This is a genomic window from Myxococcus dinghuensis, assembly GCF_024198235.1.
GTDB lineage: Bacteria > Myxococcota > Myxococcia > Myxococcales > Myxococcaceae > Myxococcus > Myxococcus dinghuensis.
On record NZ_JAKCFB010000001.1, the window covers coordinates 597,195 to 614,032 of the forward strand.

The following is a 16,838-nucleotide window of genomic DNA, read 5'->3' on the forward strand; positions in this document are numbered from 1 at the left end:
TGACCCCGGCCCCTCCCAGGGAGGAGCGAACGGTTACATGTCCTCCTGGGTGATGCTCAGGACCTCGGCGATGGTCGTCTCGCCCAGGGAGATCTTGCGCGCGCCGTCCTCGAGCAAGATCGTCATCCCCTTGGCCATGGCGGACTTCTTGATGGTGGAGGCGTCCACGTTCTTGAGCACCAGCTGGCGGACGTCGTCGTCCACCGGCAGGAACTCGTAGATGCCCGTGCGGCCGCGGTAGCCGTTGCGGTTGCACGACGGGCAGCCCGTCGCCTTGTAGATGCGCAGGGTGCCGTAGCGCTGCTTGAACGACGCGCGCGTGTGGCTGAGCTCCTTGAGCTCCGCGTCCGTGGGCTCGTAGGCCAGCCGGCAGTCCGGGCACACCCGGCGCACCAGGCGCTGGGCGAGGATGCCGGTGAGCGACGAGGCCACGAGGAAGGGCTCCACGCCCATGTCCACCAGACGGGTCACGGCGCCCGCGGCGTCGTTGGTGTGCACCGTGGAGAGCACCAGGTGGCCCGTCAGCGACGCCTGGATGGCGATTTCCGCCGTCTCCTTGTCGCGGATCTCACCCACCATGATGACGTCCGGGTCCTGGCGGAGGAAGGCGCGCAGGCCCTGGGCGAAGGTGAGGTCGATCTTCGGGTTGATGGCCATCTGGCCAATGCCCTTGAGCTGGTACTCGACCGGGTCCTCGACGGTGAGGATGTTGAGGTCCGGGGTGTTGATCTTCGACAGCGCGCCGTAGAGCGTCGTCGTCTTGCCGGAGCCCGTGGGGCCGGTGACGAGGACGATGCCGTGCGAGCGCTTGATGACGCTCTCCATCGAGTTGAGCGTCTGCTGGCTCATGCCGATCTCCGCCAGGTCCAGCAGCGTGGCGGACTTGTCCAACAGACGCATGACGATGCGCTCCCCGTTGGTGACGGGGATGGTGGACAGACGGATGTCGATGTCGCGGCCCGCCAGCTTGATGCGGATGCGGCCGTCCTGCGGCAGGCGCTTCTCGGCGATGTTCAACTGCCCCATCACCTTCACGCGGCTGACGATGGCGTTCTGGTAGCGCTTGGGCGGCTTGATGACCTCCTGGAGCACGCCGTCCACGCGGAAGCGCACCAGGAGCTCGCGCTCCATGGGCTCGATGTGGATGTCGCTCGCGCGCTCCTTGGCGGCGCGGAAGAGCACGGAGTTGACCAGCCGGATGACCGGCGCCTCGTCGTCCACGTCGAGCAGGTCCTGGGGCTCGTCCAGCTCGTGGGCGATGCTGTCCAGGTCCTGCGTCTCCATCTCGTCCACGAGCTGCTCGGCCTCGTTGACGGAGCGGTCGTAGACGCTGTTGATGGCGTCGACGATGGTGGACTCCAGCGCGAGCCGGGGGCTGATGCTCTGCCCCAGCAGGAGCCGCGTGTGGTCCAGGGCGGAGGTGTCCAGCGGATCCGCCACCGCCACGACGACGGAGTCCCCCTCCATGGACAGGGGCAGCACGTGCGCCTGCTTGGCGAAGTTGATGGGGATGCGCTTGACCAGGTCCGCGTCGACTTCCTCGGTGAAGATGCGCGCCAGGTAGGGCAGGTCGAGCTGGTGCCCGAGCGCCTTGGCGACGTCCTCGGCGCTGACCGCCTTGATCCCCACGAGCACCTCGCCGATGCGCCCGCCCTTCTCCTGCTGGGCGGCGAGCCCCTCCTGGAGCTTCTCCTCGGTGAGCGAGGGGACGATGGCGCGCAGGATCTCCCCCAGCGGCCTTCCACACAGGAAGGCCTGGCCGTGGGAGACGAGCTGGGTGGCGTCGTTCCGGACGGGGGCCGCGTCGGGCGAGGCGGCGGTGAGGGTGGGGTCGGCGGTCACGTTCATGGGCTCTGGTTCCCCGACTCGGGCTGGATACGCAGGCGCTCGGGCGAGGCGTCCGGAGAAGACTCCGGCGCGGGTGCCGTGGGCGCCGGCGGGGTCCCGGTCGCGGGGGTGGACTCTTGTGAACCCGCCGGCGGCGGCGCGACTTCCCTCACCGCGGGCTCACGCGGCGTGGCGGCCGGGGGCTGCGAGGACGGGGCGGGGGAGGCGCGGCCGGACGACGGGCCGATGACCCGCTCGCCCTGCACGCCGGGGCCGCCGTTCTCCACGCGCTGGCGCTCGCGCAGCACCGCCTGGTTCATGCGCGACAGCGGACCGGGCTTGCGGCTGAAGTCCACCGCCACGTCGTGGCCCGGCACCTGGCCGTAGAACTGCTCCACGAACTGCTGCCGCTCCTTCATCTTGCGCTCGAAGATGATGCGGAAGTCCTCCGGGCCCCGGATGATGTACGGCGTCAGGAAGAGCAGCAGGTTGGTCTTCGTCTTGCGGCGCGAGGTGTCGCGGAAGAAGTTCCCGATGATGGGGATGTCACCCAGGATGGGCACCTTGTTGACGGACTCGATGGTGCGGTCCTGCATGATGCCACCCAGCACCACCGTCTCCTGGTCCTTGGCGATGACCGTCGTCTTCGCGCTGCGCTTGCTGGTGGTGGGGCCGAGCACCGGGTCGTTGGAGGCGATCTCCTCCGTCTGCTCGGTGATGACCATGCGGATGTAGTCGCTGTCGTTGATCTGCGGCTTGACCGTCAGCTTCAGCTCCACGTTCTGGCGCTGGATGGGGGCGTACAGCGAACCCAGGCCGCCCAGGCTCCCGAGGATGGAGGTGTTCAGGCCGCCGGTGGTGCCGGTGCCGCCCACGCTGGAGCCGAGCGACGAGGGGTTGAAGCCGGACTGGAAGGGCACGTTCTGGCCCACCGTGATTTCGGCCTCCTCGTTGTCGCTGGTGAGGATGTGCGGCGTGGAGAGCACGTTCACGTCGGAGCTCTGCTGCATCGCGTGGAGCACCACGCCGAAGGCGGGGATGTCCAGGCCCAGCTTCTCCAGCGCGGGGATGACGGGGCCCTGGAGGCCGGCGAGGAAGCCGCCGAACTGCGCCAGGTTGCCCAGGCTCAGCGACGGGGGCAGGCCGGAGCCTCCGTTGTTGGTGCCCACGAGGCCGGGCACCGGACCCTCGCTGGAGTTGAGCGAGAAGCCGCTGTGCACGTTGACGCCGAACTCGGCGTTGCGGTCCAGGTTCACCTCCATGATGACGGCCTCCACGAACACCTGGCGGCGGGGCGCGTCGAGCTGCTGGATGACCTGGACGATGTTCTTGTAGTCCGCCTGGCTGGCGACGATGACCAGCGAGTTGGTGCCCTTGTCGGCGGAGATCTTCACCTCGCCGCTGAACAGCTCCGCGGCCTGGGTGCCGCCGGCGGGGCGCGGCACGCCCGGGGGCACGTTGGGGGCGCCGCCCGCGCGCGGGCGGTTGGCGGTGCCCTGCGCCAGCGACTGGAGCGTGCTGGCCAGCTCCTCCGCGTTGGCGTTCTCCAGGTAGTAGACGTTGATGCGCCCGCTCGTGCCGGAGGGGATGTCGATCTGCGCGACGATGTCCTGGATGCGGTCGAACGCGGCGGGGCTGGCGACGATGATGAGCTTGTTGGTGCGCTCGTCCGGGATGATCTGCGACAGCGTCACCGGGCCGCTCGAGGACTCCGGACCGCCGGACGCGACCTGCGCGGCCTCGCTACCGGGGACGCCGGGGGTGGGCGTGCCGCCCTGGGTGAAGGTGCCGGGGCGCTGGCCGGGGCGCGAGCCCTTGGACTCGAACAGGCGCTGCACCGTGTTGGCGATCTCCTGGGCGGAGGCGTACTGCACCTGGATGACACGCAGCTCGTCGCTGGCGGCGCGCGTGTCGAGCTGGTCGATGAGGCGCTCCAGGCGGTGGATGTTGGAGCCCACGTCGTTGACGATGATGGTGTCCGGCGGGTACGGGATGGTGTCGCCGTCCTTGGACACCAGCTGCTGCAGCACGCCGCGCAGCGGCTCCACCTCCACGTTGCGGATGCGGAACAGCTTGGTCACCATCTGCTCGTTGGTGGTGTAGGGCTGGCCCGGCTCGGTGATCGTCGGGATGGGGTTCTGCTTCGCCGAGCGCTTGTCGACGATCTTCATGAAGCGGCCGTACTGGTAGACGGCGAGCCCGTTGGCGTCGAGCGAGGCGAGGAACGCGGAGTAGAACGCGTCCGCGTCCACCTCCACGCGGCCGTTCTCCGGGCCGATGATGGAGATCTTCCCGCGCACGTTCTCCGGGAGGATGAACGTGCGGCACGTGGCGTCCGCCACCGTCTGGACGAGCTTCTCGATCTCCACCTTGTCGAAGTAGATGCCGTAGCGCGCGTTGCGACGGGCCTCCTCGCAGGTGGGCGTGCGGCGCGGGCCCTGGTTGGCTTCCTCGACGGAGCCGGCGGGCGGAGACGAAGGGGTGATGGTCCGCTCACCCGGCGTCGCGGAGGAGCCGGGCGGAGGGGGGCGGCGCTGGGCCTGCGCGGGGACGGCGAGCGCGAGGCACAGGCAGAGCATCCAGGACGGGAGCGTCTTCATGGAGGAGCGGGCGCGACGTGGGGTTAGCGAACGTTGTAGGACTTGCGGATCGGCGCTCCGTTGCGCTCGATCTCGATTTCGATGCGGGAGGCGTCCTTCATCTTGGAATAGACCTCGAGCGCCTTCTCCGGGCTGTTGAGGTCGAAGCCGTTGATGCGGCGGATGACGTCGCCGTTCTGGACGCCGATCTTCGAGTAGATGGAATCCGGGCGGATGGAGAAGAGCTTGAAGCCCACGGCCTGGCCGTCCTTGAAGGCGGGGACGATGCGCGCCTGCATGGCCACGTCGTTGAGGTTGTTGAGCGTCTTGTCGATCTCCGCTCGCGGAACCTCGTACTCGTTGTCACTGACGGCGCGGATGCCGCTGCCGTTGCCCGGTGGCGCCGTGTTGGCCTGCGCCACCGGCGGCGTGGGCGGCGTATACGCCTGGGCGCCGTCACCCGGCTGCCCGTCGATGAACTCGCGGCGGCCGTTGTTGAGCACGATGACCCGCTCGCGCTCGATGGACTCGATGGTGGCACCCTGGATGTTGTTGCCCACCATGTACGTCTGCGAGCGCTGGGTCACCATGTCCTGGATGGAGGCGAAGGACCAGTCGGGGTTGCCGGCCACCAGCGTGCCGAGCAGCTTCACCCGCAGGCCACTCTTCACCGGCGCGGCGTTGGGGTCGACGGTGGGCGTCGTCGGCTCCCTCACCGCGACCTCGGGCTCCGGAATCTTGATGCCCGTCAGCCGCGACAGCTCATGCATGTCCGGCAGCGCCCCCGCCTGCTCGTTGCGGGGGTTGGTGGGCGCGCGGGCCGCCGTCCCGGCGCTGGGCACCGGGGAGATGGAGGATTCGACGAACAGGTTCACCGTCTTCGCCGCCAGCAGCGCGACGAGGAGGATGAACAGCAGGCTCACCGTCCAGAAGTATTTGCGAAAGAAGGTTTCCATCCACGCTTCCATGAAGAAAGCCGGGCCCGGGTGGAGCAAGGCAGGTGCCACCGGCCGGGACAGGCAGGCCATCCTTGGGGGACGGCCAAGCACTCGAAATTATTCCGGAATGAGGGACGGCGGCGGGCAGGGGAGCAGGGGGCGCCGGCGCGTGGGACAAATTGTCAAAGCCGGGCGGGGGCTTTTGTGACGCCCTGTCAGTCGTCCGAGCCGACGGGGGCCTCCGCGCCGGTGGACTGTTCGCGCTCCAGCTTGCGGTAGATGGTCCTGGCGGCGATGCCCAGCAGGCGGGCGGCCAGCGTCTTGTCGCCCTTGGTGTGGCGCAGCGTCTCGTGGATCACCCGCCGCTCCACCTCCTCCATGGGCGTGCCGATGGGGATGACCAGCTGGCTGGCGGCGCCGAGCGGGCCCTTGCGCACGGCTTCTGGCAGGTCGCTGGCCTCGAGCACCTCGCCGCGCGCCAGCACCACCGCGCGCTCGACGGCGTGCTCCAGCTCCCGCACGTTGCCGGGCCAGGCGTAGTTCTCCAGCGTCTGCAGCGCCTCCGGGGAGAAGCCGCGGAGGGCCTTGCCGTTCTTGGCGGCGAAGCGGCGCAGGAACGCGTCCGCCAGCAGCGGGATGTCCTCGCGGCGCGAGGCCAGCGCGGGCACGCGGATCTCCACCACGTTGAGCCGGTAGTAGAGGTCCTCGCGGAAGCGGCCCTCCGCGACCTCCTTCTGCAGGTCCTTGTTGGTGGCGGCCACCAGCCGCACGTCCACCTTCACCGTCTGCGTGCCGCCCAGCCGTTCGATCTCCCCCTCCGCCAGCGCGCGCAGCAGCTTCACCTGCGCGGGCAGGGGCATCTCGCCCACCTCGTCGAGGAAGAGGGTGCCGCCGTGGGCGCGCTCGAAGCGGCCCTCGCGCCGGGCCACCGCGCCGGTGAAGGCGCCGCGCTCCACGCCGAACAGCTCCGCCTCCAGGATGTTCTCCGGCAGGGCGCCGCAGTTGACCGCGACGAACGGGCCCTTGGCCCGCTGCGAGTACTCGTGCACCGAGCGCGCCGCCAGCTCCTTGCCCGTGCCGGACTCGCCCAGGAGCAGCACCGTCGCGGTGGAGGGCGCGGCCTGGCGGATGGTGTCCAGCATGGCGCGGAAGGCGGGGGACTGGCCCACCATGGTGCGTCCGCCCGCGGCGCTCATCTCCGCCAGCTTCGCCTTGAGCGTCTGGTTCTCCGACACCAGCGCCCGCTTCTCCAGCGCCTTCTGCACGGCCTTCACCAGCGCGTGGCGCTTGAGCGGCTTGGTGATGAAGTCGTAGGCCCCGTCCTTCATCGCCGCCACCGCCGTCTCCACGGTGCCGTAGGCCGTCATCAACACCACCTCCACGTCCGGGCGGATGGTGCGCGCCGCGCGCAGGAGCTCCTGCCCGTCCATGCCGGGCATCATCAGGTCCGTCACCATCACCGTGACCTCCGGCCGCCGCAGGAGATCCAACGCCTCCGTGCCGTTGGTGGCGGCCAGCGTGGCCATGTTCTCCCGCTGGAAGATGCGGCTGACGGAGTCGAGGTTGGCGCGGTCGTCGTCGACGACCAGGACGGTGGGGCCGGTCATGGTGGGGGACGCCTCTTGCAATCCCCGGGCCTCACGCGTGCTCCTCGTCACCGTCGGCGGGGCCGCCGCCCATACGGCCGATGTCCTCGCGTTTGACGGCGTCGACGTTGAACGTGTGGACGCTGGCGAGCATGCGCTCGACGGTGGCGTCGAAGTCGGGTTTGCCGCCGTCCTTGCGGAAGCGCAGGAAGTTGACGCGGGCGACGACGAAGTTCTTGAGGTAGGGGCTCTGCAGGCCGCGCGCCTTGAGGGCGTCGACGACGGAGACGACGGCGTCGTCCAGCTCCAGCAGCTTGTCCGCGCGGGCCTCGCGCAGGGGCAGGGCCTGGGCGAGCGGCAGGTCGAGGAAGCCCTCCACCACCTTGACGAAGGGGTGGTAGGCGCCGGCGGAGAAGCGGGGGCGCTTCTCGTAGGCGGCGCCCAGGGTGATGAAGGCGGGCTCCTCGAAGAGGTGGGCGAAGCCCGTCTCCGCGCCCTCGCGCCGGGCGCCGACGAGGTCCCGGTACATGCGCACCACCTCCAGCGAGCGCTCCTTGAGGTTGTGGGCCTTCTCCGTGTTGAGGGCGAGGATTTGATAGGCCACGTCCTCGTCCGGCAGCAGCAGCGCGACGATGGACTTGGCGCCCAGCAGCTTGCTGGCGTGCAGCCGGTGGTTGCCGTTGGGCGTCCAGTAGCGCCCCTCCTTGCGCACGGCGATGACGGGGTCGAGGAAGCGGTCCAACCGCTCCATGGCGCTGGCCAGCCGCTTCACGTGCGGCTCGGACAAGTCCCGCTGGTAGGGGGTGGGCTCCACCTTGTCGATGGGCAGCACCGCCAGGACGACGGGGTGGCCGCCCAGGGGCTCGCGGTAGACGCCCAGCACCTCGCCGCCGTCGCCGCGGATGCCCTCGAGGATGTCCGTGGGGTACTCCACCGAGTCGCTGGCCACGTCGGCCGGGGTGAGTCCCCGCGACTTGGGTTCGGCCTTCTTGCGGCGGGGCTTGCGCGGCGTGGCCGACTTCGCCCTCGGCTTCTTCGCGGCCGTCTTTCGTGCGGACTTGGCTGCCATGGCGGTACGCCCTCCTCGACCTGCGGAATCGACGACAGGGGTGTAGCCGGAGGCCCTGACACGCGGCCTCCCCCTGGGGGGAGGCGTCCCCCGCGCCCGCCTCAGGCTAGGAGGGCGCGAGGGGTGGGGCTACTCGCCCGAGAGGGTGAGCTGCCGGAAGCGGACAGTGGGGGCGCCGGTGGAGCCGCCGCGGAACTGCAGGTCGCTCGCCACGCCGTCCAGGTCCTGGAGCATGGTGAGCAGGTTGCCCGCCACCGTCACCTCCTGCACGGCGTGCGTCAGTTCGCCGTCCTCGATCCACAGGCCGTTGGCGCCCGCGGACAGCTCGCCCGACACCGGGTCCGCGCCGTGGCCGAGCAGGGACGTGACGTAGAAGCCCCGGCCCGTCTCGCGGATGAGCTCCTCGGGCGACTTCGTGCCCGGCTCCAGGTACAGGTTGCTGGTGCCGATGCCCGGCAGCGAGCTGTAGCCGCGCGTGGCGTTGCCCGTGGGGCGCGCCTTCGCCTTGCGCGCGGTGTACGCGTCGTAGAGGAAGTTCCGCAGCACGCCCTTCTCGAGGATGGGCGTGCGGCGCGTGGGCACGCCCTCGCCGTCGAACGGGGCGGTGGACAGGCCGCGCGGCAGCAGCCCGTCGTCCACGAGCGTCACGTGCGCGCCGGCGAGCCGCTTGCCCTGGTGCGCCGCGAGCACGCTGGCCTTCTGGTACACGGAGTTGCCGTCCGCCGCGTCGGCGATGCCGGAGATGAACGAGGCGGCGACGAGCGGGTCGAACAGCACCGGCACCTGCTGCGTCTTCACCCGCTTCGCGCCGAGCATGCGCACCGCGCGCCGCGAGGCCTCCCTGCCGATGGACTCGGGGGCCTCCAGGTCCGCCAGGAAGCGCTTGTAGTCCAGCCAGTAGCCCTTCTGGAGCTGCCCGGCCTCGGAGGCCACCGGCATGGCGTACAGGTACACGTACGTGCCGGAGTAGCCGCCGGACATGCCCTCCGACGACGCGACGTAGACCTCGGAGACGAAGTCCCCGGCGCCCACCGCGTTGAACGTGGCGATGCGCGGGTCGACCTCCCGGCCGGCCTTCTCCGCCTCCAGCGCGGCCTTCACCTTCCAGTCGCCGGGCAGGTTGGCCACGGCGGGGTCGAACAGGTCCCCCGTGTCCGCGTACCGCCCCAGGTCCTTCTGGCCGGGCAGGCCGTTGAGCTTGCTGGGCGCGGCGGCCTCGGCCAGCTTCACGGCCTGGTCCACGAGCCGCTCGAGGCCGGCGGGCTCGAAGTCCGACGTGAAGGCGAAGCCGAGCCGGTCCTTGACGACGACGCGCAGGCCCACGCCCTTGGACGTGGACTGGGTGAGGTCCTCGATTTGTCCGTCGCGCACGCGCACGTTGCTCTGGCGGCCCACTTCGAGGAAGGCCTCCGCCTGACGGGCGCCCTTCTTCTCCGCGCGCTGGACGATTCTCTTCGCGAGCTTCTGGTAGTCCATGGTGTCTTCCGGTGCCCTTCTGGCTCAGCCGACCTGGGTGCCGCCCACGGTGACGTTGTCGATGCGAACGGTGGGCAGGCCCACGCCCACCGGGACGTTCTGGCCGTTCTTCCCGCACGTGCCCATGCCCGGGTCGGGCATGGGGTCGCACCCCACGCGCGACACGTTCTTCAGCGCCTCCGGCCCCACGCCGATGAGGATGGCGTTCTTCACAGGGCGGCCCAGCTTCCCGTCCTCGATTTGATACGCCTCGCTCACCTCGAACACGAAGTTGCCGTTGCTGATGTCCACCTGGCCGCCGCCGAACGTCGCGCAGTACAGGCCGCGCTTGACCTCCTTGAGGATGTCCTCGGGGTGGTGGTTGCCCGGCGCCAGGAAGGTGTTCGTCATCCGGGGCATGGGCAGGTGGCGGAAGGACTCGCGCCGGCCGCTGCCCGTGGAGCGCTGGCCCATCAGCTTCGCGTTGAGGCCGTCGTAGAGGTAGCCCTTGAGCACGCCGTTCTCGATGAGCACCTTGCGCTCGGCGGCGTTGCCCTCGTCGTCGATGTTGAGGGTGCCCCGGTTGCCGGCCACCGTGCCGTCGTCGATGACGGTGACCAGGTCCGACGCCACCTTCTCGCCCACCTTGCCGGCGAAGAGCGAGGTGCCCTTGCGGATGAAGTCCGCCTCCAGGCCGTGGCCCACCGCCTCGTGCAGGAGGATGCCGCTCCAGCCGGGGGCCAGCACCACCGTCTGCGGTCCGGCCGCGCAGTCCACCGCGCCCAGCGTGGCCACCGCCTGCCGCGCGGCCTCACGCGCCACGTCCTCCGGCGGGAAGGTGAGCCAGTGGGTGAAGGGCACGCGGCCGCCGCTGCCGAACTGGCCCATGCGCCGCTCGTTGCGCTTGCCCTGCGCCACCACCTGCACGAACAGCCGGCACATCTCCAGCGTGTCCTCGGTGTAGCGGCCCTCCGTGTTCGCCACCGCGATGCGGCGCGTGTTGTCCACGTAGGCGCCGTTGACCTGCGTCACCCGCGAGTCGAAGGCGCGGGCCGCCTCGTCCGCGCGCGTCAGCAGCGCCGCCTTCTGCGCCACCTCCACGTCCGCCAGCGAGGCGGGGATGCGGAAGTGGCTGGGCACCGCCACCCGGGAGACGGGGAAGGCGCGCTCGGCGCCCGTGCCCTGGGCGATCATCGCCGCGGTGGACGCCGCGCGCAGCAGGGCCGGCTCGTCCCAGTCGTCGGAGTAGGCGTAGCCCACCTTCGCGCCGGAGATGACGCGCACGCCCACGCCCTGCACCAGGCCCGTCTGGGCGCTCTTGATGCGCGACTCCTCCAGGGAGACGGACGTCGTCTGGGTGCGCTCGACGTAGACCTCCGCGAAGTCCCCGCCGCGGGCCATGGCCACGGCGAGCAGGCGCTCGAGCAGCGGCTGGGGCAGCAGGGGGGCGGGGGTGGGGCGTCGGGCCGCCAGGGGGGCGAGCTGCGAGGAAGTGGCGCGCCGGGTGGGCGCGGACGCTCGGGGCATTTTCGGGACTCCCGCGGTGAAGCGTTGGGGTGTGGGCACCTACATAGGAGGGGCCATTGCCGGGAGCAACGGACAATGACCGCGCTTCTTTCCCCGCTGGCCGGCTTGTCGCATTCCCACCGTGGGGGCGCCGCTCTAAGATGCGCGGCCGCTTCGAACCTGGACCCCACCCCATGCCTGCTCGTCCTCCTCCCTCTTCCCGTTCTGGCGCCGGCCGCTCCGGCGGTGGCTCGGGAGCGGACTCCAGACCCGCGAGGTCCCGCGCCCGCCCCTCCAACGAGGCCTCTTCCGCGGACGAGGACTTCGCGGCGCCCCCGGGCGGCGAGGAGTCCGACGACGGCGCCGGCAACCCGGAGCTGTACGGGGACGCCGAGCCGCCCCGCTCGCGCACGGACGAGACGCGCGTCGGCTCCATCCCGGAGTCCCGGGAGGAGGACGCGCCGCGTCGACGCGACGAGGAGGAGGACAACTCCGAGTCCACGCGCGCCGGGCCCCCGGTGCAGATGCTGGTGCTGGCCGGGCCGGACCGGGGCCGCAAGAAGCGCTTCCAGGGCGTGCGGATGGTGGTGGGCCGGGGCAAGGACTGCGACTTCCTGCTGGACGACCAGTCCGTGTCGCGGCGGCACCTGGAGCTGGTCTACGGCCAGAGCGGCGTGGTGATGCGGGACCTGGGGAGCATCTCCGGCACCCAGGTGAACGACCAGCGGGTGGACGAGTGCGTCCTGAAGCACGGGGATGAGATCTCCATCGGCAAGACGCGCCTGCGCTTCGTGGACGAGGCGGAGCAGATCAAGGAGCTGCGCGCCCAGGCGGAGGCCCGCGAGGAGGAGGAGAAGCGCGAGCGCGAGGAGTCCTCCAAGGAGCGCCAGGAGGCGCGCAAGAACGCGGGCGCGGCCCGGGGCTCGGACGTGGACCCGAGCGACCCGCGCCTGAACGAGGCCACCAACGCCAACTACCGCATCCCGGAGGAGCTCAAGGCGCGCAACGACGCGGGGCCCACGCCCGTCCGGGGCAAGGGCGCCATCGCCATCCCCCGTCCGCGCCCTCCCGCGCGCGGCGGTGGGGCCAGCGGCGGCATGGACTCCAAGGTGAAGCTGCTGGTGGGCGTGGGCGGCGGGGTGGTGGTCCTGCTGATGCTGTTCCTCCTGCTGTCGCCGAGCGCGCCGCCGCCGCCGCCTCCGGTCGACCCCAACGTCGAGCGGACGCGGCTGTTGATGCAGAAGGCGCGCGAGTCGGTGCGCGCGGACGACTACGCCAACGCGGTGCGGCTGGTCGAGGAGGCGGAGAAGCTCATCCCCGGCGTCGACGAGGAGGGGCTGGGCCGCGCGGCGCGCAAGGAATTGGAGGTGACCGAGTCCTTCCAGGCCGTGCGCGCGATGATGGACAGCCAGCAGTTCGACGAGGCGCGCGCGAAGCTCAAGGCCACGCCCCAGGGCACGGCGAAGACGGACGACACGCGGCGCAAGCTGGAGGCGGAGCTGGAGGAGCGTGAGACGGTCTTCCGCGTCCAGCAGGTGGAGGCGGCGCTGGCGGCCAGGGATCCGGAGCAGGTGCGCCCGCTGCTGGACCGGCTGCCGTCCCTCAACCGGCCGGCCTTCGAGCAGAAGCTCGCGGACCTGGAGGCGGAGCTGGCGAAGGAGGCCACCGACGACGCCCGCCGCGACCGCGCGGCCCGGGAGCGCGCCGCGCTCAACGCCAAGGAGCAGCGCAAGCTCTTCATCGAGGAGGCGTTCATCGACGTGGAGCGGCGCTTCAACGGCGGCGACTACAAGCGCGCCGTGCTCGAGTGCGACCGCGTGGTGGAGAAGTACAAGGCGGACAAGGACGTGCGCGACCGCGCCCGCTCCCTCCAGAAGCTCATCCCCCAGTTCCAGGTCGTCCTGGACGACGCGCAGCGGAAGATGCAGGCCAACGCGCTGGAGTCGGCCGCCAAGCCGCTGCGCCGCGCGACGGAGCTGTACCGGCAGATCGGCTTCCGGGGCTCCCTGGGCAACACGCTCGACGAGCAGCTCGCCACCTCCGCGCTGGCCGCGGCGCAGGGGCAGCTGAAGAAGGGCGACCTGGCGGGCGCGGCGCTCAACTTCCGCGAGGCGCTGCGGCTCAACCCCTCCGAGGGGCGGGCGCGGGACGGGCTCGACGCCCTCCAGAAAAAGGTGGAAGAGCTCTACATGCAGGCCTATGTCATCAAGGACCGGGACCCGCAGATGGCCGCGGAGAAGTTCAAGGTCGTCATCGAGACGGCTTCCGAGGGCTCGGACGTCAAGCGCAAGGCGGAGATGTACCTGGGCGAGCTGCAGCCCTGAGGCGCATGTCGCGCCTTGGCGAGGCCCCTGCATGATGGAGGATGGACGGGATGAGCGATTCGTCGCTGCGTGAGCTCGGGATGGACCTCATCGAGGAGCGCCAGTTCGAGCGGGCGCTCGCCGTGTTCGCGGAGGCCGTGCGGCGGGTGCCGGCGGACCACCGGTCGCGGATGATGGCGGCCCGGTGTCTGGCGGAGCTGGGCGAGCGCGAGCGCGCCGTCACGTCCTACCACGCGTGCGCGGAGGGGCTCTTGCGCCGCGACTACCTCCTGTCCGCGATGGCCGCGTGCAAGCTGGCGTTGGACCTGTCCCCGAACGAGCGGCGGTTGAAGGACACGCTCATCCGCGTCCACTCGCGCGCGGTGCGCAGCGCGCCGGGCCGCGCCGTGGTGCCCCCGCCGCTGCCGCCGGAGACGCTGTACGACGGCAAGGTGGACACCGACCTGATGGGCCTGGTGGGCGAGGAGCTGTCCAACCGCGCCATCGAGGTGCTCGCCGCGCCGGACCCGGGCGGCGTTGCGGACCCCAACAGCCGGCCGCCGCTGCCGCTGTTCGCGGACCTGGACCGCGACTCCTTCATCGACCTGGTGCGCCTCATGGTGTGGCGCCGCGTGCGTCCGGAGGAGGTGGTGAGCCGCGAGGGCGAGCCCGCCGACCACCTCTACGTGCTGGTCGCGGGCAAGGCGGAGGTGACGCGGCAGATGGACGGCGAGGCCCGGACGCTGGGCTTCCTGGGCGGCGGCTCCATCTTCGGGGAGATCGCCCTCTTGACGGGCGCGCCTCCCACGGCGACGGTGAGCGCGGTGTCGGACACGGAGGTGTTCGAGATCCGCCGCGAGCACCTCAACGCGGTGGCGAAGAACCACCCCACGGCGCCGCAGGTGCTGGCGGACTTCGCCCAGCAGCGCATGGCGCGCAACCTCATGGCCACCTCGCCCATGTTCCAGACGCTGCCGGAGTCCGAGCGCGGCGCGCTGCTGCAGCGCTTCGCGTTCCGCGCGCTGCAGGGACACGAGAAGGTGCTGGTGGAGGGCGAGCACTCGCCGGGGCTGTTCCTGGTGCTGGCCGGAGAGCTGGTGGTGCAGAAGGAGGACCCGGCCGGCGGCACGGTGACGCTGGGCGTGCTGCGCGAGGGCGACGTGGCGGGGGAGATTTCGCTGCTGACGGGCCTGCGCGCCACGGCCACGGTGGTGGCCACGCGCAAGACGGCGGCGGCCTTCCTGGAGCGCAACGCCTTCCACGAGCTGGTCCGCGCCTTCCCGCACATCCGCACGTACCTGGAGCAGTTGTCGGACCGGCGGCTGAAGCAGATTGGCGAGGCCCTGCGTCCCGCGGAGATCATCGACGCGGACGAGCTGGTGCTCGAGCCCGAGGCGGCGTGAGGAGGCCATGGTGACGTTGTCACGTTCGCGGGTGATGGGGGTGTTGCTGGCGCTCGGGGTGGCCGGCGCGGTGCTGTACTTCTGGCCTCGCAAGCAGCCGGGGGTGGTGGAGGCCATCACCCGGCAGGTCGTCACCCTGACGCGCGCCGCGGAGGCGAAGAACGTCGGCGGGGTGATGGAGGGCGTGTCCGAGCGCTTCAAGTCCGACAGTGGCTGGTCCAAGCAGGACCTGCGCGGCGTGCTGACGGCGCAGGTGCTGCGCGGCCAGTGGGTCCGCGTCTTCACCACCCACCTGGAGGTCCACGAGGTGTCGCCCTCGCAGGGGGACTTCCAGGGCCGCTTCATCTTCGGCCGCTCCCAGGCGGAGAAGCTCGAGGACCTCGCCGCGGACAGCGTGCTGAACGCCTACCTCATCGAGGGCACGTTCGAGAAGGAGGAGGACGGCACCTGGCGCGTGGTGCGCGCGAAGTACCGTCCGCTGGACGCCGCGGAGCTGCTGTAGCGTCTACTGGAGCAGGGCGCCCGTCTCGCTGACCCAGGCCTTGGCCATGGTGCCCTGGCCGGCGGCCTCCAGGCCCTTCTTCACGGAGTCGATGCGCGCGGCCAGCTCCTCCCGCGGCGCGCCCTGGGCATGGGCGCGCATCAGGCCGAAGTAGTAGTGCTGGCAGCCCGCCGCGTAGGCGCTCTGGGCGAAGAGCACGTCACCCATGGCGGCGTACGCCTCCGGGAGGGTGCCGGCGCCGGTGTCCGGCGCGACGAGCGTCAGGAGCGCCTTGGCGCCCTCGTAGTCCTTGCGCGCCACCAGCAGCGCCCCCTTGGCGTACTGCGCGCGCGCCAGGCCCACGCCCCGGGCGGCGATGGCCTTGTCGAACGCGGCCAGCGCGTCGTCCTGGCGGTCCGCCGTCAGCAACAACTGGCCCCTCGCCAGCCAGTAGCGGCCGTCCTGCTCCAGGAGGCCCACCTTCTTCCCGTCCGCGGTGGTCACCTGGACGGGGCGGAAGGTGTTCTCGTAGGCGTCCAGCAGCGAGAGCGCGCCCGCGCCGTCCCCGGCGGACTGGAGGATGCGGGCGCCGTCCAGGTACAGCAGCGGCGCGGTGCGGCGCCGGGTGACGGCGGCCTGGAAGGCGGCGCGCGCCTCCGGGGCCTTGCGGGCCGCGAGCACGCGCGCCCGGGAGAAGAGGGCGTAGACGTCGTCCGGCACGCTCTTCACCGCCTCGTCGGACGCCTGGACCGCCTCGTCCAGCGCGCCCCCGACCAGGGCCAGCTCCGCCCGCAGCGCGCTGGCGCGGGCGCGCAGCACGGGCGTCAGCTCCGCCTGCCGCTGCCGGGCGAGCTCGAGCGCGCGTCGGGACACCTCCGGCTTCTTGCCCTGGTACGCCTGGGCCAGCCCCTCGCCGAGCACGGCCAGCAGGTGGTCCGGGTTGACGCTGGTGGCCCGCTGGAAGGCCTCCACCGCCTGGGCGTACTGGCCCTCGTCGAGGAGCGCCTCGCCGTAGGCGGTGGTGAAGCGTGGATCCCTCCAGGCGACCTCCGCCGCCCGGGCGAAGGCCTGTCGGGCGCCGGGCAGGTCACCCCGGGCCTGGAGGGTGAAGGCCAGCGCGAGCGTCAGCCGGGGGCTGGTGGCGCCCTGGGCCTGCAGGTCGGCGAGGTACGTCTCCGCGTCCGCGGCCTTGCCCTCGGCGATGAGGTGCAGGGCGCGGGCGCCGTAGCGCTCCCCGGAGCGCGACTCGAGTTGTTCGGCGCGCGACAGGTGTTCGCGCGCGCGGGCGTCCGCGCCGGGCTGGCGGTGCTCCAGCCACAGCACCGTCTGGATGTCGGCGGCGAGCGCCTGCGCGTCGCGGGAGTCCTCGTCGACCTGGAAGAGGGCGTCCAGCTCCTTCACCGCCCGCTCGAGGTCGCCGGGGTTGCCGCGCAGGGCCGCGGCGCGGGCCGCGCGCAGGTGCTCCTCCGCCTGCTGGCGCACGCCCCCGCGGTGCACGAAATACGTCACCGCGCCCCCGAGCAACACGGCCACCACCGCGACCTGGGCCAGGGCGCTCCGCCAGCTCTCCCGTTGCTTCCAGTCGCCATGACCCTCGGTGCTCATGGATCTGTCTCCCAGGCTTGGAGTTGGATGCTATTAGGTACGGCCCTCCCGGGTGTCAACGGACGCGGCCCGGAGCATGGAGGAGT

At 71.2% G+C, this 16,838-nt stretch carries 11 protein-coding genes; 3 read left to right on the plus strand and 8 right to left on the minus strand.

Annotation, left to right across the window (positions count from 1 at the left end; genetic code table 11):
* Positions 1-33: 33 nt before the first annotated feature.
* From gspE to LZ198_RS02225, 7 genes are all read right to left on the minus strand, one after another.
* Positions 34-1,848: a type II secretion system ATPase GspE gene (gene gspE, locus LZ198_RS02195; protein WP_253970159.1), complete on the minus strand. Its 1,815-nt coding sequence runs from the start codon at positions 1,846-1,848 to the stop codon at positions 34-36.
* Positions 1,845-4,427 (minus strand): type II secretion system secretin GspD, encoded by a 2,583-nt coding sequence (gene gspD / locus LZ198_RS02200; protein WP_253970160.1) that lies wholly within the window; start codon positions 4,425-4,427, stop codon positions 1,845-1,847. Before gspD ends, gspE begins: the two co-directional genes overlap by 4 nt.
* Positions 4,428-4,450: 23 nt before the next feature.
* Entirely contained in the window at positions 4,451-5,362 is a 912-nt protein-coding gene (gene gspC / locus LZ198_RS02205) for a type II secretion system protein GspC (protein WP_253970161.1), read from the minus strand.
* Positions 5,363-5,559: 197 nt separating this feature from the next.
* Positions 5,560-6,951 carry a sigma-54-dependent transcriptional regulator gene (locus LZ198_RS02210; protein ID WP_253970162.1) on the minus strand — a complete coding sequence of 464 codons (1,392 nt, stop codon included), beginning with the start codon at positions 6,949-6,951 and terminating at the stop codon, positions 5,560-5,562.
* 31 nt (positions 6,952-6,982) lie between these two features.
* A complete protein-coding gene (locus tag LZ198_RS02215; RefSeq protein ID WP_253970163.1) occupies positions 6,983-7,999 on the minus strand; it encodes a ParB/RepB/Spo0J family partition protein in 1,017 nt (338 codons plus the stop codon).
* Positions 8,000-8,128: 129 nt separating this feature from the next.
* Positions 8,129-9,475: a TldD/PmbA family protein gene (locus LZ198_RS02220; RefSeq protein ID WP_253970164.1), complete on the minus strand. Its 1,347-nt coding sequence runs from the start codon at positions 9,473-9,475 to the stop codon at positions 8,129-8,131.
* A 24-nt stretch (positions 9,476-9,499) separates the two neighbouring features.
* The gene (locus tag LZ198_RS02225; protein WP_253970165.1) at positions 9,500-10,981 is read right to left on the minus strand and encodes a TldD/PmbA family protein; all 1,482 of its coding nucleotides are present in this window, start codon (positions 10,979-10,981) and stop codon (positions 9,500-9,502) included.
* 173 nt (positions 10,982-11,154) lie between these two features.
* Between LZ198_RS02225 and LZ198_RS02230 the strand changes: the two genes are divergently transcribed.
* From LZ198_RS02230 to LZ198_RS02240, 3 genes are read left to right on the plus strand one after another with little or no spacing between them, the layout of a single operon-like run.
* Complete coding sequence (locus LZ198_RS02230) at positions 11,155-13,284, plus strand: FHA domain-containing protein (RefSeq protein WP_253970166.1); 2,130 nt, start codon at positions 11,155-11,157, stop codon at positions 13,282-13,284.
* A gap of 50 nt (positions 13,285-13,334) precedes the next feature.
* Complete coding sequence (locus tag LZ198_RS02235) at positions 13,335-14,666, plus strand: cyclic nucleotide-binding domain-containing protein (RefSeq protein ID WP_253970167.1); 1,332 nt, start codon at positions 13,335-13,337, stop codon at positions 14,664-14,666.
* Positions 14,667-14,673: 7 nt separating this feature from the next.
* Positions 14,674-15,168 carry a hypothetical protein gene (locus LZ198_RS02240; protein ID WP_253970168.1) on the plus strand — a complete coding sequence of 165 codons (495 nt, stop codon included), beginning with the start codon at positions 14,674-14,676 and terminating at the stop codon, positions 15,166-15,168.
* Between the two features lie 3 nt (positions 15,169-15,171).
* Here LZ198_RS02240 and LZ198_RS02245 read toward each other — a convergent pair whose 3' ends face one another.
* On the minus strand, positions 15,172-16,752 hold the full coding sequence (locus tag LZ198_RS02245) for a tetratricopeptide repeat protein (protein ID WP_253970169.1): 1,581 nt from the start codon (positions 16,750-16,752) through the stop codon (positions 15,172-15,174).
* Between the last annotated feature and the right edge of the window lie 86 nt (positions 16,753-16,838).